Consider the following 25,080-nt stretch of genomic DNA (forward strand, 5'->3'; position numbering starts at 1 on the left):
ACGATTGGCTGTTGGTAAGGCCACGTGCTTATAAAAACAGCATAGTTGCGGCATTGAGAGAAATGCCGGAAGTTTTTATTGATGCGTTGTATGATGGTGTTCATGTTAAGTATAAAAATTTAGACAATGATACAAAAAAAAAGTTAATTCATAACTTTTATAAAAACACACCTGCTTTATTGAAAGACTATATCGAATTACTCGATAAAGAAATTGATGATGCGAAATATCATTATCATGTTTTAGATAAGCCAAAATATTCTGATTCATCCTTTGATGTTTTGGTTGAGTTTTCAAAATCTGTTGCTCGGTTCAATTCGAAGTTAGAAAAATATTTGGAACGAATTTTGAGCCCAGGTTATGCGGCTTCAGATAAGTTTTCCAAAATCACCCATAATGTGCCGATGCTGTCGCTGGATAATGCTTTCAGCGATGAGGATGTGGGTGAATTTGTCGGACGTATTTACCGTTTTCTAAAACTCTTTCCGGGCAGCCCGCTCGGTATAACCGCAGAGCCGAAGATTGATGGCTTGTCGCTCTCGTTGCGTTATGAACAAGGACGGCTGGTCAGTGCTGCGACACGCGGCGATGGCTCTGTAGGCGAGAATGTTACCAATAATGCGCGCACGATTGCCGATATTCCGCAGGTGCTGAAAGGCGATGCGCCGGATGTGCTGGAAGTGCGCGGTGAAGTCTATATGAGCCATGCCGATTTTGCGGCGCTTAATGAAAAACAGGAAAAAGACGGTAAACCGGTTTTTGCCAATCCGCGCAATGCGGCAGCAGGATCGCTGCGCCAGCTGGACAGCAAAATCACCGCCAGCCGTGTGTTGCGGTTTTTCGCCTATGCATGGGGTGAAGTGAGCGAAATGCCTGCCACTACGCAAATGGGTATGGTGGAAAAGTTCAAATCCTATGGTTTCACCATCAATCCGCTGATGCGCCGTTTTGAGAGTGTGCCGGGACTGGTTGCCCATTACCACGCGATTGAAGAACAGCGTGCCACCCTCGGTTATGACATTGATGGCGTTGTTTATAAAATTGACGATCTGGCTTTGCAGCAGCGTCTTGGCTTTATTTCGCGCAGCCCGCGCTGGGCAATTGCGCATAAATTTCCGGCAGAGCGTGCTTTCACCATTCTCAAAGGCATTGATATTCAGGTCGGCCGTACCGGTGCGCTGACGCCTGTTGCGCGTCTGGAGCCGATCACTGTCGGGGGCGTGGTGGTGACCAATGCCACGCTGCATAATGAGGATTATATTCGCGGGTTTGACCAGAAGGGCAATGCGTTGCGTGAAGGGCGCGATATCCGCGTTGGCGATACGGTGATTATTCAACGTGCCGGTGATGTGATCCCGCAGATCGTGGATATTGTCGCCGATAAACGCCCTGCGGAGAGTGTTGCCTATGAATTCCCGCGTCTGTGCCCTGTCTGTGGCAGCCATACGGTGCGTGAAGAAGGTGAAGCGGTGCGCCGTTGCACCGGCGGTCTGATCTGTGAGGCGCAGGCAGTTGAGCGTATCCGCCATTTCGTTTCGCGTAATGCTTTCGACATTGAAGGTTTGGGCGAAAAGCAGGTCGAATTCTTCTTCAATGCTGAGGATGAGAGTTTAAAAATCCGCACACCGGCAGATATTTTCACGCTGGAAAAACGACAGGCTGTATCGCTAAAGAAGCTGGAAAATATTGAAGGCTTCGGTGCGACATCGGTGAAAAAACTCTATGCCGCGATTAATGAGCGGCGTGAGATTGCGCTCAGCCGTTTTCTGTTCGGGCTTGGTATCCGCCATGTCGGTGAGGTCAATGCCAAGAAACTGGCACGCGCCTTTGGTTCTTATGCCAAGCTGGCAGAAGTGGCGTTGGCCGCTCTGGTGCCGCAGGAAAAGAGCGACAAGGGCAATGATGCATGGCGTGACCTGACGGATGTGGAAGGCATCGGCACAATTGTTGCTGAGGCGATTGTGGACTTCTATCAGGAGCCGCATAACACGGAAGTGCTGAATGCATTGCTGGCCGAAGTGACGCCGCTGGATGAAGTTCACGAAATCGTGAGCGGATCACCGGTTGCCGGTAAAACCATCGTTTTCACCGGATCGCTGGTGCGCATGTCGCGTGATGAAGCCAAGACCATGGCGGAGCGCTATGGCGCAAAAGCAGCGGGTTCGGTTTCAAAAAAGACAGATCTGGTGGTTGCAGGGCCCGGGGCAGGCTCAAAACTCACCAAAGCTGCGGAGCTGGGCATTGAGGTGATCGACGAAGATGCGTGGTTTACGCTTGTTGGTGCGGATTAAATATTACCTTTTATGACAGGGCAGGTGTGTCTGCCCTGCACTTGATTGGTTTTATGCATCAGCCTATTCATAACCAGTGTGGGAACGGAGAGCAGTTTTCTGCTTTAGTCCATTCCTCAAATGTAAACGCGGGCTTTAAGGCGCGTTTGAAAAATACTGGTAATGATGATGGATGGATGTAATCCAAAAATCCTGTCTGGTACCCAGACAGGTAAACTTGCACAATTCTGGGATGGTGCAAGACGCGGCGGGCCGGTTATGGCGGCGGTCGCGCCTTTTGGCATTTTGTTTGGTGTTGTTGCCGTTGATAACGGCCTGAATGTCAGTGAATCGGTATGGATGAGCGCGGCACTGTTTGCCGGTGCCAGCCAGTTGGTGGGCATGGAGCTGTTTGGAAAACATGTTGCACCATGGATGATCCTGCTGTCGATTTTCGCAGTGAATTTCCGCCATGTGTTGTATTCCGCAGGTACAGGACGGCTGATTAAGCATTTCACGCCGTTGCAGCAGATTGTGGCCTTCTTTTTCCTGACCGATGTTCAATATGCGGAAAGCGAAAAGCAGGCCGAGCAGAAAAAGCCGATTACCTTTGTCTGGTATATGGGGCTGGCTATTCCGCTTTATCTGTCTTGGGTGATTGAAGCCTATATTGGTGCGACTTTCGGGGGCATGATCGGCGACCCGAAAGCCATCGGTCTTGATATGCTGCTGCCAATTTACTTCCTCGGTCTGGTGATGGGCTTTCGCTCCCGTACAAACTGGTTCCCGATTGTTGCGGCGAGTTCCGTGACTTCCGTTGCTGCTTATTTCTGGATCGGCTCGCCGTGGCATGTCACCGTTGGTGCAATCGGCGGTATTGTTATGGCTGTTGTGATTGCCAAGCCGCTGTCTGGCCGTGAAACCGTGATTACGCTGGATGATGAACCGGTGAAAACTGTGAAGGACGTGCAGTAATGTCTTCAACTGTATGGATTATTTTCGGCGCAGCTGTGCTGACCTATATCACCCGTATCGGCGGACATCTCATTCTCTCGCAGTTTGAGCGTGTACATTACCGCGTTGAGGCCGGCCTCAATGCCGTGCCTGCGGCAGTGCTGACAACGCTTGTTGCTCCGGCTGCCTTCAATGCGGGGTGGAAAGAGTTTCTGACCATGGTGCTCTGCACATTGGCGGCATTCCGCATCGGTATTATTCCACTGTGTATTTTCGGCGGTGTGCTGATTGTGCTGCTGCGCCAATATATGCCGTTCTGAGATCGGTATGATATTGATAATAAAAAACCGGCGAAATCGCCGGTTTTTTTATGTCTGTATGGCAGGGCTTTACAGAGCTTCGGTCGCTGCAATCAGCCAGCTCTTTTCGGCTTCCGAGCAATGCGGCAGCAGCTTGTCGCGTGTCTGTGCATGATAATCGTTGAGCCATGCCAGCTCATCTGCATTGAGCAATGAAACATCAATGAGGCGACGATCAATCGGGCAGAAAGTCAGTGTTTCAAACTCATGCATTGCGATATCGCCGCCATCAATTGCTTGCGGCTCTTTGACGATAATCAGATTTTCAATACGGATACCGAACTCGCCCGGGCGGTAATAACCCGGCTCATTGGAGAGGATCATGCCGGTTTTGAGTTCCTGCGCACCGCGCTTGGAAATGCTCTGCGGCCCCTCATGCACAGCGAGATAAGAACCAACGCCGTGGCCGGTGCCATGTGCATAGTCATAGCCATGCTGCCAGAGAGCGGCACGGGCAAAGGCATCAATATCCTGACCACGTGTGCCGACAGGAAAACGCAGGCGGGATAGCGCAATAACACCTTTCAGCACCAGTGTGAAAGTCTTCTTCTCAAAAGCAGAGACTTCACCAATCGCCACAGTACGGGTGATATCCGTGGTGCCGTCACGATATTGCGCACCGGAATCAATCAGATACAGCTCGCCATCTTTGAGCTTGCGGTTCGTATCGGTATTGACGCGGTAATGGATGATTGCTCCGTCAGACCCTGCGCCGGAGATACTGTCAAAGGACAGATCTTCCAGAGGCTTCTGGAACATTTCGCCGACTGTGCGACGGCTTTCTTCCAGCTGCTGAGCGGCGCTGATTTCGTCTACGCTGCCGGCAGGCTGGCTGTCGAGCCATGAGAAGAACTTGACCATGGCCACGCCGTCACGCTCATGGGCGGCACGGGAGCCGTCCAGTTCGGCTTTGTTCTTCATGGCGCGGGGCAGGCGGGCAGGGTCGGTGCCTTCAATCACAGTGCCATTGGCCTGCGTGATAATCATGCGCAGCTTTTCCGCAGCCAGTGCAGGATCAAGCATGAAGCTTGCACCTTCACCTGCCAGCTGAGCCAGCGTGTTTTCCATCTGGTTTGGCGCAGTGATTTTGGTCAGCTGCGTCAGATAGGCTTCGGTTTCAATCGGCAGCTTGCGCTTATCGATAAACAGAATGTGCTGGCCGTCAGCCGCAATCAGTGCAAAGCTCAAAGGCAGCGGTGTATTGCTGACATCGCGGCCGCGAATATTAAACGCCCATGCGATGGAGGCGGGGTCTGTCAGAATAGTGGCTGAGGCACCGCTTTTCTCAACTGCTTCACTCAAGCTGTTCAGTTTGGCACGTGGCTCCTGACCGGCATATTGCAGCGGCTGAATAGTCACGGGTTCAAGCGGGGCGGCAGGCTGGTCAGTCCAGACCAGATCAACCAGATTGTCCTGCACCGGTACGAGCTGGCCGCCCTGTGCCTCGAGTGCTGCTTTCAGTGCGCGGGTTTCTGCAATTGTGTGCAGCCAAGGATCAAAACCGATGACCAGACCTTTGCCGTTTTTCTCCAGCCATGAGGCAGGCGGATTGTCGACCAGACTTTCAATGTCGAACACGGCCGGATCGGTTTGGGTGCGCACCTGCAATGTGTAGCGTCCGTCAACAAAGACATAGGCTTTATTCTTCAGGATCAGCGCTGCACCGGCAGAACCGGTGAAGCCTGTCAGCCAGCCAAGGCGCTGAGCACGCAGCGGTACATATTCGCCCTGATGCTCATCGGCGCGTGGCACAAGAAAACCGTCCAACTGAAGACGGTTCAGTTCCTCGCGCAATTTGGCTACACGCGGCGCACCGGTTGCCGGATTGCTGCTGACTTCAAAGTTCTGAAACATGAGATTCTGATCCTGAAAAAGGTTAGACCCTCATTATAATCAGAGCTTTGGCTTGAGGTGAAGAGCAACCCAGCTTTCTTTGTAAATAGTTTTGTGATGCTCAATGCCTGCCGCTTCATAAGCTGCAATCACACTGTCGCGCTGGGTTTCCAGAATGCCGGAGAGGATCAGCGAGCCATTATCTTTCACATGGGCGCGCATCTCGCTTGCCAGTTCAATCAGCGGATTGGCAAGAATATTGGCGACGATCAGATCAAATGGCGCACGTGCCTGCATTTCCGGATTGTCAAAGCCGGTGGCGGTGAGGGTGGAAACCCATTTATCCGCATCGTTCTTCTCCACATTTTCCTGCGCCACATCGACCGCAACAGGATCAATGTCGGTAGCCAGAACAGGAATATCGCGCAGTTTGGCAACGGCAATGGCCAGAACCGCACTGCCGGTGCCGAGATCCAGCACATTTTTCGGCTCTTCAAGCGCAACAATTTCTTCGATCATTTCAAGGCAGCTGGCGGTAGTGCCGTGATGGCCTGTACCAAAAGCAAGACCTGCATCGATTTCAATGCCGATATCGCCATCCTGCAGCTTGTCGCGGTCATGGGAGCCGTGAACAAAGAAGCGACCGGCGCGAACAGGCTTCAGACCTTCGAGAGAATGCAGAACCCAGTCAATATCCGGCAGTTCTTCCACGCCGATTTCTTCCGGTTTCAGACCCAGACAAGCGGCCATGCGCGGCAGGGCTTCATCGGCTCCGGCTTTGTCTTCGGTATAAAGCGAGATTTCATAAATCTGCTTGTCTTCATCAATTTCAGTATTGGCCAGCGGCAGACCGTCTTCTTCAAATACCGGTTCCAGCAGATCGAAAATCTGCTCAGCCTGATCTTTGTCCCGTGTGAGATATAAGCGGTACTGTGCCATGTGGGGTCTCTGAATTGGAGTTATAAAAAAGAATAGAGCAGTTTCCTTACTCAGGAAAACTGCTCTATCACGAAGCTTGGTCAGATGCGAATGCTATCCGCTATAATCAGCCTGCTGCCAGACGTTTCAGCTTGGAAATTGCTGTTTCTGACGGTTCGCCATAGGCGATGGTTGAGCGCAGACGGCCGTTCTTGTCGAGAAGCAGGATAGATGCAGTGTGATCCATCGTGTAATTTTCGCCGTCTTCATCAACTTTCTTGGCGTAGATATTGTAGGACTTCAGCATCGCAGCAATGTCCTTCGGATCGCCGGTAATACCGGTGATACGGTCGGAGACATTGGTAATGTATTTCTGAATATATTCCGGTGTGTCACGCTCAGGATCAACAGTGACCATATAGCCGCGAATAGCCGCGCCTTCAGGGCCGAGCTCTTTCAGCCAGCTGTCGAGATCGAAGAGGGTGGTCGGGCAGACAACCGGACAATGGGTATAGCCGAAAAACACGACTGAAGGATTGCCGCGCAGAGACTGATCGGTAATCTCACTGCCATTCATAGAGACAAGTTTGAACGCGCCGCCATAAGGGCTCTCTTCGCCGGAGGCCATTTGTTTGTCACGATAGGCCTGAAAGCCGACAATGCCGATTGTGAAGGCGGCAACAAACAGCACCAGAACGGGAAGATATTTACGCATAAATCAGATCCTCAGAAGCACCATGAAATACCATCCATGAGCATGGTCATGAATATGGTGTCGCTGTAATTCATCCAGCCTGCAAACAAAGCGCCAGCGGCCAGAGCGGTGATTAATACCACGCCGCTAATCCAAAGCAATTTTCTGCTTTCGTGTCCGTTGGCCTGTCTATCAGCTGTCGTCATAATAATGTTATAGCTGGCTTGTGGCAGTTTGGCAAAGGCTGTCTGTGTGATTTTCCCATCTTTTATGAAATTTCAGAAATTTTTGAAATTGAACTTATGCAGGAATAAAACGTGATGAGTGAGGATGTTTTGCAGTTTTCGCGTGATGTGCAGCCGAAAATTCATCCGAGCGCGCAGCTGAAATCCGTTAAACTCGGACAATATACCGAAATCGCTGAACGGGTGATCCTGCGTGATGTGCAGATCGGCAATTTTACCTATCTGGAGCGCAACGGCGAGGGGATTTATGCTGAGATCGGGCATTTCTGCTCCATTGCTTCCAATGTGCGGATCAATGCGCTGGAACATCCGATGCAGCGTCTGACCATGCATAAAATGACCTACCGGCCGAATGAATATTTTCGCAATATCGGCGTGGATATGGATTATCGTGCGCACCGTTCCTCAAGACGGGTGACGATCGGTAATGATGTCTGGATTGGTCATGGCGCGGTGATTTTGCCCGGTGTGAGCATTGGCACCGGTGCGGTGATCGGGGCTAACGCAGTGGTATCTAAAGATGTGCCACCCTATATGATTGTTGCCGGTGTACCTGCAAAAATTCTGCGACCGCGTTTTGATGAAAAGACCGTTGAGTGCCTGTTGCAGAGTGCATGGTGGGACTGGCCGGTGGAGATGATTTATAAAGCGCTGCCGGATATTCAGACCATGGAGATTAATGCTTTTCTCGATAAATGGCTGCCTTTGGCGGGGGATGCGTAAGTCACTCCATATTTGATTCAAATCTGAATGCAGGAGATGTTTATGAAGCAATTTCTGACCGTTACAGCTCTGGGTGCAATGCTGGCCTTGTCTCCTTTGACAAGCATAAGCGTGGTGCAGGCGGAGGAAATCGGCAAAGTTGGCGTGGACTGGCTCGGCAATGATATTGTGATTGATGCGGTCAGCGATCCGAAAGTGCAGGGTGTGACCTGTCATCTGGCATCTTTCTCTCGTGGTATGATCGACCGGCTGCAGAAAGGGAATTGGTTTGAAGACCCGTCCAATGCGTCGATTTCCTGTGAGCAGACAGGGCCGATTACCATCGGAGATATCAAGCTCGGCAAAGGCGGTGAGCGGGTATTTTCCGAGCGCACCAGCCTGATCTGGAAGAAGCTGGTGATTACCCGCATTTATGATCAGACCAATAATACACTGATTTATCTGGCACATGCTTCACAGGTGCAGGATGGTTCTGCCAAAACATCGCTCTCAACCGTGCCGCTTTATCGCGGGGATGTGATGTGGGAAAAAGGTAAGCCGCAATAAGCGCTTTTTTAAATGCCGGTTCTGAAGCGTAATTTTTACGTGTTAGAGCGACCTTTGTGCACCCAAGAGTGCGCACGGCGCTCTAACCTGCATTTTTTATGCCTGTATTTCCCTGTCACGATACGGGGAATTGTTTTTTCTTGACGACAGGAAAAATCAGGCATTTAGTTGCAAATGAGTTTCATTATCATTTGTGCGCGAAGATTTTTCATGAAGAAAAATGAATTTCCACTGGCAGAAAGTGCTGATAATTTCGGCGCATGGCGTCAGGAACCGGCAGCGAAATCGCTGGCTGAGGTCAATGGTTCCATTGCAGTTCCGCGTCATGGCGCGCGGTGGAGAAAATTTGCAGCCTTTGCAGGGCCGGGCTATCTGGTGGCAGTCGGCTATATGGACCCAGGTAATTGGGCGACGTCTATCGCCGGCGGTGCGCGCTTTGGCTATACGCTGCTGGTTGTGGCGCTGGTTTCCAACATCATGGCTATTCTGCTGCAATCGCTTTGCACGCGTCTGGCTGTGGCAACGGGGCGCGATCTGGCGCAGGCCTGCCGCGATGCTTATTCTCCGGCGATGGCATGGTTCTTATGGATCGGCGCGGAGATTGCTATTTGTGCCACCGACCTTGCCGAGGTGATCGGCACGGCGATTGCGCTTAATCTGTTGTTTGGTATGCCGCTGGAACTCGGCGTGTTGCTGACCGCGCTTGATGTTTTTGTCGTGCTATATATGCAGAGCAAGGGGTTCCGCTGGATTGAAGCCTATGTGCTGGTTTTGCTTTGCATTATTGCTTTGTGTTTTCTGGTGCAGATTGCGCTGGCTGATCCCGATTGGGGCGCTGTAATCCGTGGCTTTGCACCGACAACCGAGATCGTGACCAATCCGGAAATGCTGTATCTGTCGCTGGGGATTATTGGCGCAACGGTGATGCCGCATAATCTCTATTTGCATTCAGGCATTGTGCAAACGCGTAAATATGGCGGTAATTTAGAGGAAAAACGCGAGGCTATTACCTATTCCACATGGGATTCCACCATTGCGCTGATGCTGGCTCTTGCCGTCAATGCGTCTATTCTTATTCTGGCCGCAGCGACTTTTCACAAGGTTGGACGTACTGATGTGGTGGAGATTGAGCAGGCGGAAGCCCTGATCGCGCCTCTGCTCGGCAGCACGCTGGCACCAATCCTGTTTGGTGTTGCGCTGCTCTGTGCGGGATTGAACTCGACAGTAACGGCGACACTGGCGGGGCAGATCGTGATGGAAGGTTTTATCAATTTCCGCATTAGGCCATGGCTGCGACGGCTGATTACGCGCGGTATTGCTATTATACCGGCGATTATTGTGACGATGCTCTATGGCAATAAAGGCACTGCCAATCTGCTGATCCTCAGTCAGGTGGTGCTGAGTTTGCAGCTGCCATTCGCCATTGTACCGCTGATCTTGTTTACATCAGACCGTAAAAAGATGGGTGCTCTGCGCGCGCCTTTATGGCTGACAGGGGCGGCATGGATTGTGGCACTGATCGTGATCGTGCTGAACCTGAAACTGATCTATGATGTGGCGACCGGCGGATAATAAAAAAGCCGGAGTTTCCTCCGGCTTTTTTGTTTTAGGTTGTTTTAAGCAGCAACGCCTTGCGCTGTCAGATGTGACGGATCGATATCGTCGATATTCTTTTCGCTGTTATAGACAGCTTCATCAAGAATACCTTCGCGCTTGGCAACAACGGCCGGTACCAGTGCCTGACCGGCAACGTTAACAGCGGTGCGTCCCATATCGAGGATAGGGTCAATCGCCAGCAACAGGCCGACACCTTCCAGCGGCAGGCCGAGGGTGGAGAGTGTGAGGGTGAGCATCACTACCGCACCGGTGAGACCGGCAGTTGCAGCCGAACCCAGTACCGAGACAAATGCGATCAGCACATATTCCTGAAGGCCGAGCGGCAGGCCGAAATATTGCGCGATGAAGATCGCCGAAATCGCCGGATAGATTGCAGCACAACCGTCCATTTTAGTGGTGGCGCCAAGAGGCACAGCAAAAGCTGCATATTCACGCGGCACACCCAGATTACGCTCGGTCACGGCTTCAGTTACCGGCAGTGTGCCAACGGAAGAACGGGATACGAAAGCCAGCTGGATTGCAGGCCATGCACCGGCAAAGAAACGCGATGGTTTCAGGCCGTGGAAGATCAGGATAGCCGGATAGACCACGAACAGCACGATTGCCAGACCAATATAGACGGCTGCGGCATACCAGCTGAGCTGAACCAGTGTTTCCCAGCCATATTGGGCAACAGCGCGGCCAAGCAGGCCGATTGTGCCGAGCGGGGTGAGGCGGATAACCCACCACAGAATTTTGCGCACCACAACGAGCAAAGACTGGTTGAAGGCGAGGAAAGGCTTGGCAGCATCACCGGCTTTCAGCGCCGCAACGCCGAAAGTAATGGCGATAACAAGGATCTGCAGCACGTTGAAGTTCAGCGAAGTGGTGGCAGCATCTTTGCCAAGTTTGGTGCTGGCTTCAAGGCCGAGCATATTGGCAGGCACCAGACCTTTAAGGAAGTCGAGCCATGAGCCGGAAGAGGCAGGTGCTTTGGCGGCTTCTGCGGCAACACCGGAGCCGATACCCGGCTGAATAATCAGACCCAGCGCAATAGCGATCAGCACAGCGATAAAGGATGTGATGGCGAACCACAGCAGGGTCTGCCAGACCAGTTTGGCGGCATTGTTAAGCGCAGCCAGATTGGCGATAGAGGCCACAATCGCGGTGAAAACCAGTGGCGGCACAAGCGCACGCAGCATCTGCACAAAGATCGAGCCGATTGTTTGCAGGGTGACAGACAGCCAGTTGGCATTGCCGTTGATATCAGGCCCCATATTGCGGGCAACGAGACCGAGCAGCAGGCCGATAATCATCGCCGTCAATACCTGAAAACCGAAATTCAGATAGAGTGGCTTGGCCTGCGCAGAAGATTTTTTCACATGAGCGACGGACATGAATTTTTCTTTCAAAACAAGTGAAGCGAAGGGGCAAATTTGCTCCTTCGCTCGTTGGTTCGAAATTTAACGGAGATTCATGGCTCGGTTAAGCAATGTTATGCTGCGTTGCGTAGCGACTTGATGAAGTTATACTCTCATACATATCAATGTTAGAATATTATTTCTAAACTCAAGCGTCCGCAGATTTTTATACCCGTTTCACAAAGCTGTCGATGACGCGTTTTTGTCCGGCATGGTCAAAGTCGATGGTCAGCTTGTTGCCATCAATTGAGGCGACATTGCCGTTGCCGAATTTCATATGGAAAACACGGTCGCCGACCTTAAAGTCTGACGGCGTTGAGGAAACGGATTTTGCCACCAGCTCGCCGTCAATCACTTTGCCTTTGACCGAGCCGCGACCGGCACCGAAGCCGGAATCTGTTTCGCCATAACCGATGCGCTCAACATTAGCACCGGAGCGGGAGCCCCAATTGTTGCGCGTGGCATCGGAGCGGTTTTGCTGCGCCCGCTGCCAGCCCGGTGTGGAATAGGAATTGGCAAATGGATCACCGCGTCCCACGGCATCAAAGCGTGACTGACCATAACCGCCGCCATAGGAACTGTCGGATTCCGCAATATCCACATGCTCTTCCGGCAATTCTTCAAGAAAGCGGGACGGGATCGTGGTCTGCCACATGCCGTGAATACGGCGGTTGGACACAAACCAGATATGCAGATTTTTCTTGGCGCGGGTCAGGCCGACATAGGCCAGACGGCGTTCTTCTTCTAGCCCTGAGCGACCGCCTTCATCCAGCGCGCGCTGATGCGGAAAGAGGCCTTCTTCCCAGCCCGGTAAGAACACAGTTTGAAATTCAAGCCCTTTGGCCGAGTGAAGGGTCATGATGCTGACAGCATCCATGCCTTCATTCTGTTCCGTATCCATGACCAGAGCCACATGTTCGAGAAAGCCGCGCAGGCTTTCATATTCTTCCATGGAGCGGATGAGTTCTTTGAGGTTTTCCAGACGCCCCGGTGCTTCGGCAGAGCGGTCATTCTGCCACATCGCCGTATAACCGGATTCATCGAGAATGATCTCGGCCAGTTCCGTATGGGACTTGTTATCCAGTAATCCCTGCCAGCGCCGGAAGTTCTCAACCACTTCACGCAGTGCCGAGCGGGCTTTGGGTTTCAGCTCTTCCGTGGCAATCAGATCTTCTGCTGCCTGCAGCATCGGCATATTTTTTGCGCGTGCATAATCATGCACCAAACGCAGGCTGGCTTCACCAAGACCGCGTTTCGGCGTGTTGACGATACGCTCAAAGGCCAGATCATCGGCAGGCTGGGCAACAACGCGGAAATAAGCCATCGCATCGCGGATTTCCTGACGCTCATAGAAACGCGGGCCGCCGATAACGCGGTAATTCAAGCCGAGTGTTACGAAACGGTCTTCAAACTCGCGCATCTGGAACGAAGCGCGCACCAGAATAGCCATGTCATTGAGCAAATGGCCGCGACGCTGCGCCTGTTCGATCTCTTCGCCGACCGCACGGGCTTCTTCTTCGGAATCCCAAGCCGCATGCACATGCACTTTCTGGTCATCTTCACTCGCAGCCTGCGGCAGCAGTGTTTTGCCAAAGCGCCCTTCATTATGGGCGATCAGATAGGAAGCCGCACCGAGAATATGTGGTGTGGAACGGTAATTGCGCTCAAGACGAATAATCGTTGCGCCCGGAAAATCCTTATCAAAGCGCAGGATATTGTCGACTTCAGCCCCGCGCCAGCCATAGATCGACTGATCGTCATCGCCAACACAACAGATGTTAATCTGTTGTGTTGTTTTATTTGTGCTCACGCTGTCGCCGCTAGCGCGGCTGCGCTCCGCAGGGGCGGCTGAAAAGTCAGCCGACGACCAGTCGGTCGCGTTGGGAGTGCTATGTGGTTGTGTTGATGCTGATTGGGTGTTTGCGTTAGAGCTAGGCCTTTGCGCCAGCAGTCTCAGCCACATATATTGTGCGGTGTTGGTATCCTGATACTCATCCACCAGAATATAACGGAATTTTGCGTGATATTCGCGCAGGATGTCCGGATGTTTGCGGAAAATCCGGATCGGATGCAGCAGAAGATCACCGAAATCACAGGCATTCAGCGTTTTCAGCCGTTCCTGATAGGCATAATAAAGTTCACGTCCTTTGCCATTGGCAAGAGCACGGGCATCACCCTCCGAAATTTCAGACGGGCCATAGCCTTTATTCTTCCAGCCATCGATCATCATCGAGAAGGAGCGCGGCGTCCAACGCTTGTCATCCAGCCCTTCAGCCTGAATAAGCTGCTTGAGCAGGCGGATTACATCGTCCGTATCAAGAATAGTAAAGTCAGAGCGCAGTCCGGCCAGTTCCGCGTGACGGCGCAGCATCTTCACTCCGATGGAGTGGAATGTGCCAAGCCATGGCATACCTTCAACCGCACCGCCAAGAAGATGGCCGATACGCTCTTTCATCTCGCGTGCTGCTTTATTGGTAAAGGTCACGGCGAGGATCTGACTTGGGAATGCCAGACTCTGCTGAATAATATGCGCAATACGTGTGGTCAGAACACGGGTTTTGCCGGTGCCCGCACCGGCCAGAACCAGAACCGGCCCTTCAGTCGTTTCGACCGCCTGCCGCTGCTCAGGGTTTAGCCCTTGCAGATAATCTGGTTCACCGCGTTGCTGGTTGCGCGCCTGCATAGCCCGCGCGGCAATCCCGGCTTTTGGACCAGATTGCGGTTTAGGTGTAGCCGGTACATCCGGCTCCCCGAAGAAGGGAATATCGTCTGGAAAGTCTGACATAGTTCCGAATGTAATGATTCTTAAGCGAAACGCCATAGACCAGAACAAATAAAGTACCTGCAGAGCTTGCAGGCACTTTATTTGTTGCGTTTTTTAAAATTTACAGGCTGGAAAATACTATTCCATCTGCGTGATACGGCGATCCGTAAAATTGAGACGATGCGCGGCGAGCGCTTCCACCAGCGGGCGCATACCCGGCTCGCGCAGCAGAAGATCGTCCAGTTCTGTCATCTGGTTCATAGCAACAAGGCGCAGAATATCTTCGCGCACAGTGCCGTCCTCACGGCGCGGCAAATGGGCAACCGGCTGGATCAGCTCGACTTTATAACCTTTAAGTCGTGCACGCAGTGACTTTTCGTCCGCATTGAGTGTTTCAACAAAAGCATAAATCCCCACACCTTTTGCAGGCAGGGAATAGAGGCTCAGAGATACATCTTTCACGCGCGGATCGGATTTCAGCGCTGCAATAATTGCCGGACCTTCATTATCAATACGGTCACCGGTACCTTCACCGTCAGACCAGTTGAAAATGCCGCGCGTAACGAAATTATAGACTTTTTTGCCTGTTGCCAGCCAGATACGTGACGGCAGCGACCGGCGTGCCAGAATGCGCTTTTCCGTTGGTGTCATCAGATCAGGTGCGAAATTGCGCTTCTGTTTGATGAGGTGGCGGAAATCCTCATAGGCCATCAACCGGTAATAGGCGCCGCGACGGCGATGCACGGAAGCCAGCTGGAAGTCGATCACAGCGGCTTCACCTTCCGGCGTCATCAGCCAGTTTTGCGGCTTTTGCAGATCATTATGAGTAACGCCCATGCGGCGCATATCACGCAGAATACGGTGGGCAGATAAATACCATTCGCGATGGGACGGACGAGCCAGATGCAGTGGCGTGCCGTCTGTCCATGTGCGGAACAAGCCGTGTTTGTCTGTTGCAAGAAGCTGCGGTGTGCCTTTGATGCCGCGTACCTTTTTGAGGCCGCGGATTTCACGGCGCGCCAGCCACCATGCCAGCGGACTTGACCACCACGGAGCTGCGCTGACAACACGGCGGATGATACGGGTTTCCGGCTCGCCGACAAAATAGCCTGCACGGGTTTCCGAGAAAATATCCCGCTTGAAAACGGCTGTCTCATAGAAATCAGGAATGGTTTCCATAAGTTGGGAATTGGTCTCGGACGTTGAATAATTCATGATAATGTCACAGATATAAAGTCAATTCGGGTGTGAAGCGTAAGCGGCCGAAGATATGAAAACAAAATGATATTGGCTGTCATGTGACAGCTGTAGCGGTTAGATACCAGAGGATCAAGCCGTGTCCTTATCTTTGGGCACGAGTTTACGGCTCTATTCAGGTGCATACAGCCTTTGTCATGGTGAAATTACCTTGTTGTCGCAGGCTGCGAGCCGCTATGGTGCGCGCTGAAATGTGATTCATAAATGACAATGACTGCAAAGCAGTTTTGTTAGCAGATGGCTGTACTCAGCCGGAGTGAGACTTTGGGGCGTTTGTTCGTTGCTATTGGTGGTTTGCTGGTACTGGTGCTGACTTTGGCGCTGGTCGTACCGCCTTTTATCGACTGGACAGGCTATCGCGACCGTTTTGAACTGGAAGCCAGCCGGATTTTAGGCCGGCCGGTGCATGTGAACGGGACAGCCAAAGCACGGCTTTTTCCGTTTCCGTCCGTTACTTTTTCTGATGTGCGCGTTGAAGGGAAAAACGGTCAGAGTGCCCTGACCATGGATCAGTTTTCCATGGACGCGGAATTAATGCCCTTCTTGCGCGGTGAAATTCTGATCTTTGATATGCGGATGGAAAAACCGCATCTTTTTGCAGGGCTGGACAAACAGGGACATCTCAACTGGGTTTTACCGGAAAACAGTGATCTGGCCGGCTCCAGAATAAAGCTGGAAAAGCTGACTTTACGCGACGGGCAGATTACGCTGCAGGATGAAGTGCGCGGGCGTCGTCAGGAATTACAGTCCATCAATGCCACCCTGTCTGCGGACAGTTTGATGGGGCCGTGGCGTATCAACGGCACATTGCAGGCCGACGGGCAGGTTTTCAATGTTGATATCAATACTGCTGAGAAAAAGCGGGACAATCCGCTGCGTTTGCGCATCGGTCTGCGTCCTTCTGATCTGCCGCTGACGCTGGATACAGAAGGTGATGTAACGGTTGCTGACGGCAAGCCTGTTTATAAAGGGCAGTTTTCTTTTCTTACCTTGAGCGATGAAGAGCGGAAAAAACAGGGCGTTACCCTTGATAAGTTGCGGCTGACCGGAAAATTCGAAGCACAGAACAGCGGCTTCAATATTGAAGAATTCCGGATGGAGCAGGGCGATGCCGATGCTCCTTATGTGATTAACGGTAAGGCACAGCTTGATCTGGCTGAGAACCCGCATTTCATGATTAGTGCGGATGGCCAGCAGGTCTATCTTGACGGGATGAAGCCGGATGTCAGCCTCAAAGATGAGACTGTTGCACCGACGCAGCCGGTGATGTCCTTCCGTCAGAAAATTGATTTCTTGCAGACATTGCTGGAGCGTATTCCGGTGCCGGATATTCCGGGCAATATTGATCTGCGACTGCCAGCTATTGTGGCAAGCGGCACAACTATCCGCTCTGTGATTATCCGTGCTGAACCGGACAAGGATTCATGGAATATCAGTCAGTTACAGGCTGATCTTCCGGGGCGTACCCAGATTGAGGCCAAGGGCAAATTGCAGCTCGGGGCAAATTTCGGTTTTGACGGCAGTTTCCTGCTGGCTTCGCGCCAGCCTGCCGGATTTGCTTCATGGTTGTCCGGTGATAGCGGCAAAGCGCTGGCGGGGCAGGTTCCTGCCGCCGGATTTTCCGGCAAGATTAATCTGAATAAAGATGCCCAGCGTGTCGATGATCTGGAAATTGTGCTGGGCGAAACCGTTCTGCAGGGTAGTTTTGAACGCAGCGGCGGGGAAAGCCGCGCGGCATCTTCGGTCCTGAATATTCAGGGTAAAGCTCTGGATGCAGGTACAATGCAGTTGCTGAGCGGCATGTTCCTGCGTGAAGGTGATCTTTCGGCACTTGCCGGTGAAAACTTGACGGTCAATCTAAAGGCAGGCCCCGTTAAATTTGCAGGGCTGGAAGCGGAACAGCTGGATACTGCATTTCGTCTGAGCAATGGCAAGCTGGATTTTGACAAGCTGCTGGTCAGTGGTCTGGAAGGCGCAACCGTTTCTGCAACCGGATCATTGCGGCCGTTTGATAATTCGGTCAATGCGTCACTTGATGCGACAATTCTGGCCGATGATCTCAGCCCTGTCTTGCGTCAGCTCGATGCAGCTTTCCCGCGTGAGCCTCTTATTTCTGCGCTTTCCGCCAGAGCCAATGCCTATCCGGATTTGTTCTCCGGCACCAAGCTCGATCTGCTTGTGAATGCGGTTAACCTGTTCGGGGACGGAGCGCATGCGCAGAAAACTGACGATGCCGGAACCGAGAAAACAGAAGTAAAAGATACCAAATCGCGGGGCAGTCGTGTCAAGGCGGGGAGCAATCCGGTCGATGGTGCAAAATCCGATATTGCCGAATTTTCTTTCAGCCTGAATGGCCAGAGCGGCGCGCTGATCCTGTCTGTTGCCGGATCATCAAAAGGGACACTGGCCGGTTCCGAGCCGATGCAATTATCGCTGACAGCCAATGCCAAAGCCGCTTCAGGTGAAGCCGCCTTGGCACTGCTCGGCCTGCCTGTTGTGCCGCTGGGATTGATGGGAGAGGCGGAGATTAATCTGCAGGCGCAGGGCGCGCCGGTTGCCGGTATGAAAACCGCGCTGGAAATCAGCGGCGATGATGGCAATGCCCGTCTTGATGGTGTGATTACGCTGACCGGTGATGAGCTGACGGCCAGCGGTAAAGCCGTGCTGAAAAGCGATGATCTGGAACCGTTTCTGGCAACTGCCGGTTATGCTTTACCATTTGGTCGTGGTTTTGGCTCAGGTCTGCAGGTAGATATCGTCAGCGATTTCCAGTTCGGGAAAAATATTGTCCGGCTGCCGAATTTGCAGGGTAAACTGGATAATGAGACTGTAAACGCCAGACTGGACGGCTCGCTCAGCGATCAGTCGGTTGCACAATTGCGCGGTGAGATAAAGCTGGAGCGTTTTGATCTGGCTGCATTATTTGCGGCGATGAGCGGTCTGTCGGTTGCAGATATCACCGGCGCTGACGGCCGGAGCTGGTCTGAAACCGGCTTTGGTAACAGAACCAATCTTCCTTTGGGTATGGATTTGAAAGTGAGTGCCGCACAGGCCGCACTGACTGATGCAGCGACATTCAGTGATTTCTCTGCGCGTATCATCAAAAACGACCAGCAATTACAGCTCAGTGATATTGGCGGAGAGTGGGCCAATGGCAAACTATCCGGCAAACTGGAGCTGAATAATGCCAATGGAACCTTGCTCACCAACGGGGATTTGCGTCTTTCCGGCGGGGATATGCAGGTGCTCTATCAGCCGGAAAATATGCAGCCGCCAGTGAGCGGTGCTAGCGATATCAAGCTGGGCTTTACGGGCAGCGGCAAGTCGATGGCTGATCTGGTGCATTCTCTGGCCGGTGAGGGAGTGGTGACTGTCGAGCAGCCTGTTATTGCAGGATTTAATCTCACAGCTTTACCGGATTTGTTGCGACGCTCCGATGAATTGTCGGATACGGCTCTCTCTCAGGTTGAGCCGAAACAGGCCGAAGCCGAGCGCAGCATATTGTCAAAAAGCCTGACGCAGGACGGACAAATAAGCACTGCCCGGATTCAGGCTCCGTTATCGCTTGCCGGCGGGATTATCCGTGCGCCGTCTGTTAAGGCAGAGAATGAAAGAGCCATTGTGCAGGTGGATTTGCAGTTTGACCTGAACCGCTTTCTCTGGGGCGGCAGCGGGCGACTGGATCTGGTGTTGCCGCAGCATGAGCGGAATGATGTGACCCCGCAATTGCAGTTCACGGTTTCCGGTGGATGGCAGCAGCCGCAGGTGCAGTTTGATTATCAACCGATGGTACAGTTCTTGACCCAGCGCGGCTTGTTGCGGGAGCAACAGCGGGTAGAAGCGGCACAGGCTTTGATTATTGAAAAGCAGCGTCTGAAGCGCGAGGCTGATTATTATACTGCGAAAGCTGAAGCCCGCAAACGCGAACGTATTGAGGCAGAAGATGCCTTGCGCAGACGTGCGGAAGAAGCTGCGGGAGCAGGAACAGCGCTTCCGCAGGAAACGCCACGGCAGCAAAATATTGCGCCTGATTTCAAGCCAAGTCTTGATGAGTTTCTGCAAACTCTGCCCGAAACGCAGTTACAGTAAAATTACCGCCGGTTTGGGTTTTAGAGCATGTCGCAGCTATTAAGGTGCTTTGATGCTTAGCACCCAATCCAGCGCATAGAGGCGCAGGCTGGAAGACAGATTGCTGTTGCGGTCGCGTTCATCATCAATCATGGCAATGAGTGAAGCCAGCGACTGGCCGTTCTGCGCTGCGATCTGTACGATGATGTCATAAAATGCATCTTCCAGCGAAAAGCTGGTGGCATGGCCGTGCAATGTGATCGAATGTTTGCGCAACCGTGCTTTGCTGCGTGCTGCTGTGCTCAATGGCTGACGGGCAGTTTTATCGCTCATTCTTTTTCATCAACAGATGAGACGGAGCTGCGTGGTTCCAGCCTGTTCTGGTCAAGGAACCGGACTTGCTTATCGTTCTGATTTTTATCGAAAGATTTTTCCGCTTTGGTACGACCGAACAGGATGCGATTGGCATCCGCTTCAACTTCTTTCGTCGCGCGGGCTTTGCGTTTTTTGAACTGTTTGAGATTGATAATGTCACTCATGACTATGCCCTCTCAAAATAGAATATTCTCATGAATATATTCCGGCCGCTGCCGGCCGGAATATTACATCTGTTTATTTTTTGCGGAAAGCATCCAGCGATACAACATCGGCAGAAGGCTTGGGAGCCTCTTCCTTATCTGTAGTTTCGCTGCTGTCTTCCTTGGCCGTTGTCTTGCTGCGGTCAGCCTTTTTGGCAGGCTTTTTAGCAGGCTTGGCCGGTGCTTCTGTTTCATCTTCTTCCGCATCATCCTGCAGGCGCAGTTCCGATACGATTTCCAGATCATCCGTGTCATTGTCACCGGTCGGCAGCGCAACAGACACATCAAATTCCAGTTCGAAATTCACTGACGGATCGTAGAAACCGCGGATTGCGGAGAACGGAATGACCAGCTTTTCGGCGATCTCGCCAAAAGAAAGACCGACTTCAAAAAACTGCTCGGTAACCACCAGATCCCAATACTGGTGCTGCATAACAATTGTCATCTGTTCAGGATATTTTTCCTTCAAACGAGATGAAATGCGAACGCCCGGTGCCTCTGTCAGAAAGGTGATGAAGAAGTGGTGATTGCCGGGCAGACCGGCCTTGTTCACTTCCATGAGCACTTTGCGGATAACGCCGCGCAGCGCATCCTGAGCAAGAATATCGTAACGGATAAGATCCTGAACCATTAAATCCTTATCCCGCGGATTCGAGGAGTGTTGTCATATATGTTGTCTAAGTCAGCATTGCCGTATGATCAATTGATAATCAAGGATCAGGGCATTTCCGTTGAAATGAAATGCGCCGGTCATTCTGGCCGAGACAATATAATCTGATGGATTGATACAGCAGCTTTTATCGCTTGTGCGAGAAAAATGCTGCAACCCTGTCTCATTTATCAATATACCGCTGTAATGAAAGGTGAAAGAACTTTCTCAAATAATTGCCGTTCAGATCCGTGTGTTACAGGATAAATCGGCTGAAATTGACGGTTGACCATTTTCCGCTTCACTTCTATTTTTGCGCTCCCGTCAGTCCGGATGATGTGACAAATCCGAATGCGATGACAAGCGGCTGATTTATCTCGTGGATAATGATCTCTGCGCAGAGGCGGAGAAATAATCTGTCTTCATTTTTATTGCGCTTCTGAAAGTTAAACGCATGTCCGCTCGTTTGTACCGCACAGCTCTTGTGCTCGGTTTTATTTCGGCTATCGGGCCGTTCGCTATTGATATGTATTTGCCGGCACTGCCGACAATTGCCAAAGATTTACACGCCAATGATGCCGCCGTGCAGATGAGCCTGATGGTGTTCTTTCTGGCGACGGCTTTGATGCAGATGTTTTGCGGGCCGTTTTCGGATATTTATGGTCGTAAACTGCCGCTTTATCTGGGGCTTGCGCTCTTTGCTGCGGGCAGTGTCGGTTCGGCAATGGCGACCAATATCGAGATGCTGATTTTCTTCCGCTTTATTCAGGGGGTGGGGGCGAGTGCGGGTATGGTTGTGCCGCGCGCGATTGTCCGTGATCTCTATACCGGTGTGGATGCGGCACGGCTGATGTCGATGCTGATGCTGGTTTTTTCGATTTCACCAATTCTGGCACCCTTGACCGGCAGTTTCATCATTGAAGATTTTGGCTGGCGCGGCGTGTTCTGGGCTGTTCTGCTGGCGGCCATTCTCGGTCTTGCGCTGGTCTTTTTCGCACAGGAAGAGACGCGTCCCGTTGAACAGCGTATATCCGGCGGGGTAGGGCGTGCATTGCGCGGCTATGCTTTTCTGATCCGTGACAGAAAATTTATCGGCCTGACCTGTATCGGTGGCTTCTGTATGGCCACATTCTTTGTCTATATCGCCAATTCATCCTTCATCTTCATCGAGAAATACGGCCTGACCCCGCGTGAATATTCGCTGGTGTTCTCACTCAATGCGATTTCGTTTTTCGGTGTATCGCAGCTCAATGGCATGCTGGCGAGCCGTTACGGGTTGGGCAAAGTCGTTTCCTATGCGGTAACCGGCTATCTGGTGACGATGGTTATCATGGTTCTTGCAGCCATATTCCTCACACAGAGCCTGTGGATGATTATGACCTTCCTGTTCATCGGTAATGGTTTTCTCGGACTGGTATTGCCGGGCACCAGTGTTCTGGCACTGGATGATCATGGTGAGATTGCCGGAACGGCAGCAGCTTTGCTCGGTACATTGCAATTGCTGGTCGCAGCGGCTGCTATGGCGCTCAGCTCATTCATTATGACAGGGAATGTTCTGCCGATGCTGGTCGCCATTGCGCTTTGCGGTTTTTCCGGCTGGGTACTGACCTATCTGACCATCATGCGGCACGGGCTTAAAAAGCCGTCATCGCATGTGACGGAAATTCACTGAGTGACTAAAATAGGGCATCGGAAATTCCGGTGCCTTTTTCATACCATCTTGTAAAGGGGAGAAGTGGAGGCTTCTGTTGCCAGGTGCCTCCGAACCCCGCCTTAAGGGGCTAACCCTAAGGACTTAGGTTGGGTTTCCCGCACCGCCATTAGGCAGCGAGAGCATAACCCTGAGCTTTGTTGTCATTTGCAACTACTCAATTAGCCCGATAACGGTGGTACAATGCCGAGTGAAAGATCAACCTTTACGCCCTTGTCGATCCTGTTTCGCCCCCGCCACAATACAGCCGTTTCAGTTTAAGCTGTATTCTGGTGGAGGCGCCGGGTACCGCCCCCGGGTCCAATAGGTTTATTACGCAGTCCATTTATCACCATAGCCGGTCAAGCCGACAAGGTTTATATAGGTGGCTTCCGTGCGCTTGAAAAGAGGGGAAAGGGCTTTCCTGAGTTTTCAGCTGTGAAAAATATAAAACTCCGGCGATTTTGTCGGGCAATCATTTATTGAAAAAGACTGAAATAACAGTTTGGTGTGTTTTCTGAAAGAATAGAGGTTTTACGGCATTGACAGGTTTTGTCTGCTGGTCAATCTTTCCATAATACAGAGGTAAATAGACTGAATGTCGATTCAGCTATGAGATTGAGCAATTGTCTTATTTACTTTTTCTGGTTTAACGGCCGTAAAAGCGGTCAGATTGAAGGAGACTGGTTTCATGACTGATTATCTAGCCGACGTACGCCGTTACGATGCTGCTGCCGATGAGGCTGTTGTTGCTAAAATTGTAAAACATCTTGGTATTGCTCTGCGCAGCCGCGATGCATCACTGGTTGCTGCATCCGACCCTGAAGAACTGGCGCGTGTACGCACTAGCTGGATCGGCAAGAAGCTCGGCATTGAAGATGCTGAAAAAGCAAATGCGGTTATCGCCAGTGTGGCTGAAACCATGAAGGGTGATCACAGCAAGCAGCGTGTGACCTTCTATTACCTGACTGCAAAAGCACTCGGTAAGCTGGAAAGCCTCTGATAAGTTTAAAAAAAGCCCCGCATTCAGCGGGGCTTTTTTTATGGCTGCTGCGATCAAATAACTGTGCGTGCCCACGCTGTGCATTGCCGCAGATTGCGCGTGATATTTTCGCTGAAAAAGGCTAAAGATCATCTATGCGTACATATCTTGATCTTCTTCAGCACGTTCTCGACAATGGCACTGACCGCGGTGATCGCACCGGTACCGGCACACGTTCGGTTTTCGGTTATCAGATGCGTTTTGATCTCGCTCAGGGCTTTCCTGTTCTGACAACCAAAAAGCTGCATCTGCGCTCTATCATCCATGAATTGCTGTGGTTTTTGCGTGGCGACACCAATATCTCCTACCTTAAAGAGAATGGTGTGAGCATCTGGGATGAGTGGGCAGACGAGAATGGCGATCTCGGTCCTGTCTATGGTGCGCAATGGCGTTCATGGCCGAAACCGGATGGTACGCATATCGACCAGATTGCGAATCTTATGAGGGATTTGCAGAAGAATCCTAATTCAAGACGTTTGATTGTATCTGCATGGAATCCGGCGCTGGTTGATGAAATGGCGCTGCCGCCATGCCATTGCCTGTTCCAGTTCTATGTGGCCGACGGCAAATTATCGTGCCAGCTCTATCAGCGTTCAGCTGATATTTTCCTCGGCGTGCCGTTTAACATCGCATCCTATGCGCTGCTTACCATGATGATTGCGCAGGTTGCCGGTCTGAAACTGGGGGATTTTGTGCATACGCTTGGTGATGCGCATCTCTATCACAATCATTTTGATCAGGCGAAATTGCAGCTGACCCGCGAGCCGAAAGCGTTGCCGGTCATGGAAATCAATCCTGATATAAAAGACCTGTTTGCCTTCCGCTTTGAGGATTTCAAGCTGGTTGGCTATGAGGCCGAACCATCTATCAAAGCGCCGATTGCGGTGTGATGGCCATGATTATTTCTTTTGTAGTCGCAGTTTCAGAGAATGGTGTGATCGGGCGTGACAATGGCATGCCATGGCGTCTTTCCACGGATTTGCAGCGCTTTAAAAAACTCACATTGGGCAAGCCGGTGGTTATGGGGCGCAAAACATGGGAATCCCTTGGCCGTCCGCTGCCGAACCGCACCAATATTGTGATTACCCGTGATGCCGGTTACAGCGCGGAAGGTGCGCTGGTTGTGCCCTCAATTGATGAAGCGCTGATTGCCGGTGAAAAAGCAGCACGCGAATCCGGTACTGATGAGATCTGCATTATCGGCGGTGCGCAGATTTATGCGCAGGCAATGGACAAGGCCACGCGCCTGCATGTGACACATATTAAAGCCAGCATAGATGGTGATGCTTTTTTCGGCCCTGTTGATCCGCAAGTCTGGCAGATCACCAGCGGAGAAGACGTACCGGCGGGCGAGAAAGATAATTACCCGACCCGCTATGTGGTTTACGACCGGCGTTAAACGAAAAGACAGCTTGATAAAAAGCTGTTTTTTACCATGTCGATCAACTATTTTGCCAGAAAATTACAAAAGCG

The 25,080-nt window shown here is 51.8% G+C and carries 19 protein-coding genes, 1 other RNA gene and 3 pseudogenes; 11 read left to right on the plus strand and 12 right to left on the minus strand.

What is annotated here, in order from left to right; translation table 11 throughout:
• Positions 1 to 146 precede the first annotated feature (146 nt).
• From ligA to JNC80_RS05605, 3 genes are all read left to right on the plus strand, one after another.
• A complete protein-coding gene (ligA, locus tag JNC80_RS05595) occupies positions 147 to 2,291 on the plus strand; it encodes an NAD-dependent DNA ligase LigA (RefSeq protein WP_376709892.1) in 2,145 nt (714 codons plus the stop codon).
• Between the two features lie 168 nt (positions 2,292 to 2,459).
• On the plus strand, positions 2,460 to 3,245 hold the full coding sequence (locus tag JNC80_RS05600; RefSeq protein WP_116087951.1) for an AzlC family ABC transporter permease: 786 nt from the start codon (positions 2,460 to 2,462) through the stop codon (positions 3,243 to 3,245).
• Positions 3,245 to 3,544: a branched-chain amino acid transport AzlD family protein gene (locus tag JNC80_RS05605; protein ID WP_022711379.1), complete on the plus strand. Its 300-nt coding sequence runs from the start codon at positions 3,245 to 3,247 to the stop codon at positions 3,542 to 3,544. Before JNC80_RS05600 ends, JNC80_RS05605 begins: the two co-directional genes overlap by 1 nt.
• 69 nt (positions 3,545 to 3,613) lie before the next feature.
• On the opposite strand, the gene JNC80_RS05610 is transcribed toward JNC80_RS05605, so the two are convergent.
• The 4 genes from JNC80_RS05610 to JNC80_RS05625 all read right to left on the minus strand — a co-directional run bounded on the left by JNC80_RS05610 (position 3,614) and on the right by JNC80_RS05625 (position 7,234).
• Positions 3,614 to 5,437: an aminopeptidase P family protein gene (locus JNC80_RS05610; protein ID WP_376709741.1), complete on the minus strand. Its 1,824-nt coding sequence runs from the start codon at positions 5,435 to 5,437 to the stop codon at positions 3,614 to 3,616.
• A 39-nt stretch (positions 5,438 to 5,476) separates the two neighbouring features.
• Positions 5,477 to 6,355, minus strand: a complete 879-nt coding sequence (locus JNC80_RS05615) for a 50S ribosomal protein L11 methyltransferase (protein WP_376709742.1) — start codon at positions 6,353 to 6,355, stop codon at positions 5,477 to 5,479.
• Between the two features lie 106 nt (positions 6,356 to 6,461).
• Entirely contained in the window at positions 6,462 to 7,049 is a 588-nt protein-coding gene (locus tag JNC80_RS05620; RefSeq protein ID WP_022711382.1) for an SCO family protein, read from the minus strand.
• A gap of 11 nt (positions 7,050 to 7,060) precedes the next feature.
• A complete protein-coding gene (locus tag JNC80_RS05625) occupies positions 7,061 to 7,234 on the minus strand; it encodes a hypothetical protein (RefSeq protein ID WP_376709743.1) in 174 nt (57 codons plus the stop codon).
• A 114-nt stretch (positions 7,235 to 7,348) separates the two neighbouring features.
• On the opposite strand from JNC80_RS05625, the gene JNC80_RS05630 reads away from it, so the two are divergent.
• From JNC80_RS05630 to JNC80_RS05640, 3 genes and pseudogenes are all read left to right on the plus strand, one after another.
• Positions 7,349 to 7,996, plus strand: a complete 648-nt coding sequence (locus JNC80_RS05630; protein ID WP_376709744.1) for a DapH/DapD/GlmU-related protein — start codon at positions 7,349 to 7,351, stop codon at positions 7,994 to 7,996.
• A gap of 114 nt (positions 7,997 to 8,110) precedes the next feature.
• Positions 8,111 to 8,542, plus strand: a pseudogene (locus JNC80_RS05635) (CreA family protein); the annotation flags it as partial.
• A 210-nt stretch (positions 8,543 to 8,752) separates the two neighbouring features.
• Positions 8,753 to 10,114 (plus strand): Nramp family divalent metal transporter, encoded by a 1,362-nt coding sequence (locus tag JNC80_RS05640; RefSeq protein ID WP_376709745.1) that lies wholly within the window; start codon positions 8,753 to 8,755, stop codon positions 10,112 to 10,114.
• A 44-nt stretch (positions 10,115 to 10,158) separates the two neighbouring features.
• Here JNC80_RS05640 and JNC80_RS05645 read toward each other — a convergent pair whose 3' ends face one another.
• From JNC80_RS05645 to JNC80_RS05660, 4 genes and pseudogenes are all read right to left on the minus strand, one after another.
• The gene (locus JNC80_RS05645) at positions 10,159 to 11,535 is read right to left on the minus strand and encodes a dicarboxylate/amino acid:cation symporter (RefSeq protein WP_376709746.1); all 1,377 of its coding nucleotides are present in this window, start codon (positions 11,533 to 11,535) and stop codon (positions 10,159 to 10,161) included.
• Positions 11,536 to 11,725: 190 nt separating this feature from the next.
• Positions 11,726 to 13,339 (minus strand): annotated as a pseudogene (locus JNC80_RS05650) (3'-5' exonuclease); the annotation flags it as partial.
• 146 nt (positions 13,340 to 13,485) lie between these two features.
• Positions 13,486 to 14,344 (minus strand): annotated as a pseudogene (locus JNC80_RS05655) (ATP-dependent helicase); the annotation flags it as partial.
• Between the two features lie 117 nt (positions 14,345 to 14,461).
• Positions 14,462 to 15,538 (minus strand): serine/threonine protein kinase, encoded by a 1,077-nt coding sequence (locus JNC80_RS05660; protein ID WP_376709747.1) that lies wholly within the window; start codon positions 15,536 to 15,538, stop codon positions 14,462 to 14,464.
• 306 nt (positions 15,539 to 15,844) lie between these two features.
• Between JNC80_RS05660 and JNC80_RS05665 the strand changes: the two genes are divergently transcribed.
• Entirely contained in the window at positions 15,845 to 19,669 is a 3,825-nt protein-coding gene (locus JNC80_RS05665) for an AsmA family protein (RefSeq protein WP_376709748.1), read from the plus strand.
• Positions 19,670 to 19,708: 39 nt separating this feature from the next.
• On the opposite strand, the gene JNC80_RS05670 is transcribed toward JNC80_RS05665, so the two are convergent.
• The 3 genes from JNC80_RS05670 to JNC80_RS05680 all read right to left on the minus strand — a co-directional run bounded on the left by JNC80_RS05670 (position 19,709) and on the right by JNC80_RS05680 (position 20,857).
• Positions 19,709 to 19,981, minus strand: coding sequence for a ribbon-helix-helix domain-containing protein (locus tag JNC80_RS05670; RefSeq protein WP_075656163.1), 273 nt, complete (start codon positions 19,979 to 19,981; stop codon positions 19,709 to 19,711).
• A complete protein-coding gene (locus JNC80_RS05675; RefSeq protein WP_022711391.1) occupies positions 19,978 to 20,187 on the minus strand; it encodes a DUF4169 family protein in 210 nt (69 codons plus the stop codon). Before JNC80_RS05675 ends, JNC80_RS05670 begins: the two co-directional genes overlap by 4 nt.
• Positions 20,188 to 20,260: 73 nt before the next feature.
• Positions 20,261 to 20,857, minus strand: a complete 597-nt coding sequence (locus tag JNC80_RS05680; RefSeq protein ID WP_022711392.1) for an SspB family protein — start codon at positions 20,855 to 20,857, stop codon at positions 20,261 to 20,263.
• Between the two features lie 472 nt (positions 20,858 to 21,329).
• Here JNC80_RS05680 and JNC80_RS05685 point away from each other — a divergent pair, with 472 nt between their 5' ends.
• Positions 21,330 to 22,547 (plus strand): multidrug effflux MFS transporter, encoded by a 1,218-nt coding sequence (locus tag JNC80_RS05685; protein ID WP_376709749.1) that lies wholly within the window; start codon positions 21,330 to 21,332, stop codon positions 22,545 to 22,547.
• A gap of 62 nt (positions 22,548 to 22,609) precedes the next feature.
• Here the strand turns inward: JNC80_RS05685 and ssrA are convergent.
• Positions 22,610 to 22,976, minus strand: a transfer-messenger RNA (tmRNA) gene (gene ssrA / locus JNC80_RS05690).
• Between the two features lie 280 nt (positions 22,977 to 23,256).
• Between ssrA and JNC80_RS05695 the strand changes: the two genes are divergently transcribed.
• From JNC80_RS05695 to JNC80_RS05705, 3 genes are all read left to right on the plus strand, one after another.
• Positions 23,257 to 23,568 carry a DUF2853 family protein gene (locus JNC80_RS05695; protein ID WP_022711394.1) on the plus strand — a complete coding sequence of 104 codons (312 nt, stop codon included), beginning with the start codon at positions 23,257 to 23,259 and terminating at the stop codon, positions 23,566 to 23,568.
• Positions 23,569 to 23,702: 134 nt separating this feature from the next.
• Positions 23,703 to 24,497 (plus strand): thymidylate synthase, encoded by a 795-nt coding sequence (locus JNC80_RS05700; protein WP_221720560.1) that lies wholly within the window; start codon positions 23,703 to 23,705, stop codon positions 24,495 to 24,497.
• Complete coding sequence (locus JNC80_RS05705) at positions 24,494 to 25,006, plus strand: dihydrofolate reductase (RefSeq protein WP_376709750.1); 513 nt, start codon at positions 24,494 to 24,496, stop codon at positions 25,004 to 25,006. Before JNC80_RS05700 ends, JNC80_RS05705 begins: the two co-directional genes overlap by 4 nt.
• Positions 25,007 to 25,080: the final 74 nt, after the last annotated feature.

Origin of the sequence: Pseudochrobactrum lubricantis, from assembly GCF_041929865.1 — a bacterium.
Classification (GTDB): domain Bacteria; phylum Pseudomonadota; class Alphaproteobacteria; order Rhizobiales; family Rhizobiaceae; genus Pseudochrobactrum; species Pseudochrobactrum saccharolyticum.

What these genes read in the sequence shown, in the direction of transcription:
- JNC80_RS05695 (WP_022711394.1), top strand. Translation starts at nt 23,257, where the DNA reads ATGACTGATTATCTAGCCGACGTACGCCGTTACGATGCTGCTGCCGAT.
- JNC80_RS05660 (WP_376709747.1), bottom strand. Translation starts at nt 15,538, where the DNA reads ATGAATTATTCAACGTCCGAGACCAATTCCCAACTTATGGAAACCATT.
- JNC80_RS05600 (WP_116087951.1), top strand. Translation starts at nt 2,460, where the DNA reads ATGGATGGATGTAATCCAAAAATCCTGTCTGGTACCCAGACAGGTAAA.
- JNC80_RS05630 (WP_376709744.1), top strand. Translation starts at nt 7,349, where the DNA reads ATGAGTGAGGATGTTTTGCAGTTTTCGCGTGATGTGCAGCCGAAAATT.
- JNC80_RS05625 (WP_376709743.1), bottom strand. Translation starts at nt 7,234, where the DNA reads ATGACGACAGCTGATAGACAGGCCAACGGACACGAAAGCAGAAAATTG.
- JNC80_RS05670 (WP_075656163.1), bottom strand. Translation starts at nt 19,981, where the DNA reads ATGAGCGATAAAACTGCCCGTCAGCCATTGAGCACAGCAGCACGCAGC.
- JNC80_RS05645 (WP_376709746.1), bottom strand. Translation starts at nt 11,535, where the DNA reads ATGTCCGTCGCTCATGTGAAAAAATCTTCTGCGCAGGCCAAGCCACTC.
- JNC80_RS05620 (WP_022711382.1), bottom strand. Translation starts at nt 7,049, where the DNA reads ATGCGTAAATATCTTCCCGTTCTGGTGCTGTTTGTTGCCGCCTTCACA.
- JNC80_RS05680 (WP_022711392.1), bottom strand. Translation starts at nt 20,857, where the DNA reads ATGGTTCAGGATCTTATCCGTTACGATATTCTTGCTCAGGATGCGCTG.
- JNC80_RS05640 (WP_376709745.1), top strand. Translation starts at nt 8,753, where the DNA reads ATGAAGAAAAATGAATTTCCACTGGCAGAAAGTGCTGATAATTTCGGC.
- JNC80_RS05700 (WP_221720560.1), top strand. Translation starts at nt 23,703, where the DNA reads ATGCGTACATATCTTGATCTTCTTCAGCACGTTCTCGACAATGGCACT.
- JNC80_RS05675 (WP_022711391.1), bottom strand. Translation starts at nt 20,187, where the DNA reads ATGAGTGACATTATCAATCTCAAACAGTTCAAAAAACGCAAAGCCCGC.
- JNC80_RS05605 (WP_022711379.1), top strand. Translation starts at nt 3,245, where the DNA reads ATGTCTTCAACTGTATGGATTATTTTCGGCGCAGCTGTGCTGACCTAT.
- JNC80_RS05610 (WP_376709741.1), bottom strand. Translation starts at nt 5,437, where the DNA reads ATGTTTCAGAACTTTGAAGTCAGCAGCAATCCGGCAACCGGTGCGCCG.
- JNC80_RS05615 (WP_376709742.1), bottom strand. Translation starts at nt 6,355, where the DNA reads ATGGCACAGTACCGCTTATATCTCACACGGGACAAAGATCAGGCTGAG.
- JNC80_RS05685 (WP_376709749.1), top strand. Translation starts at nt 21,330, where the DNA reads ATGTCCGCTCGTTTGTACCGCACAGCTCTTGTGCTCGGTTTTATTTCG.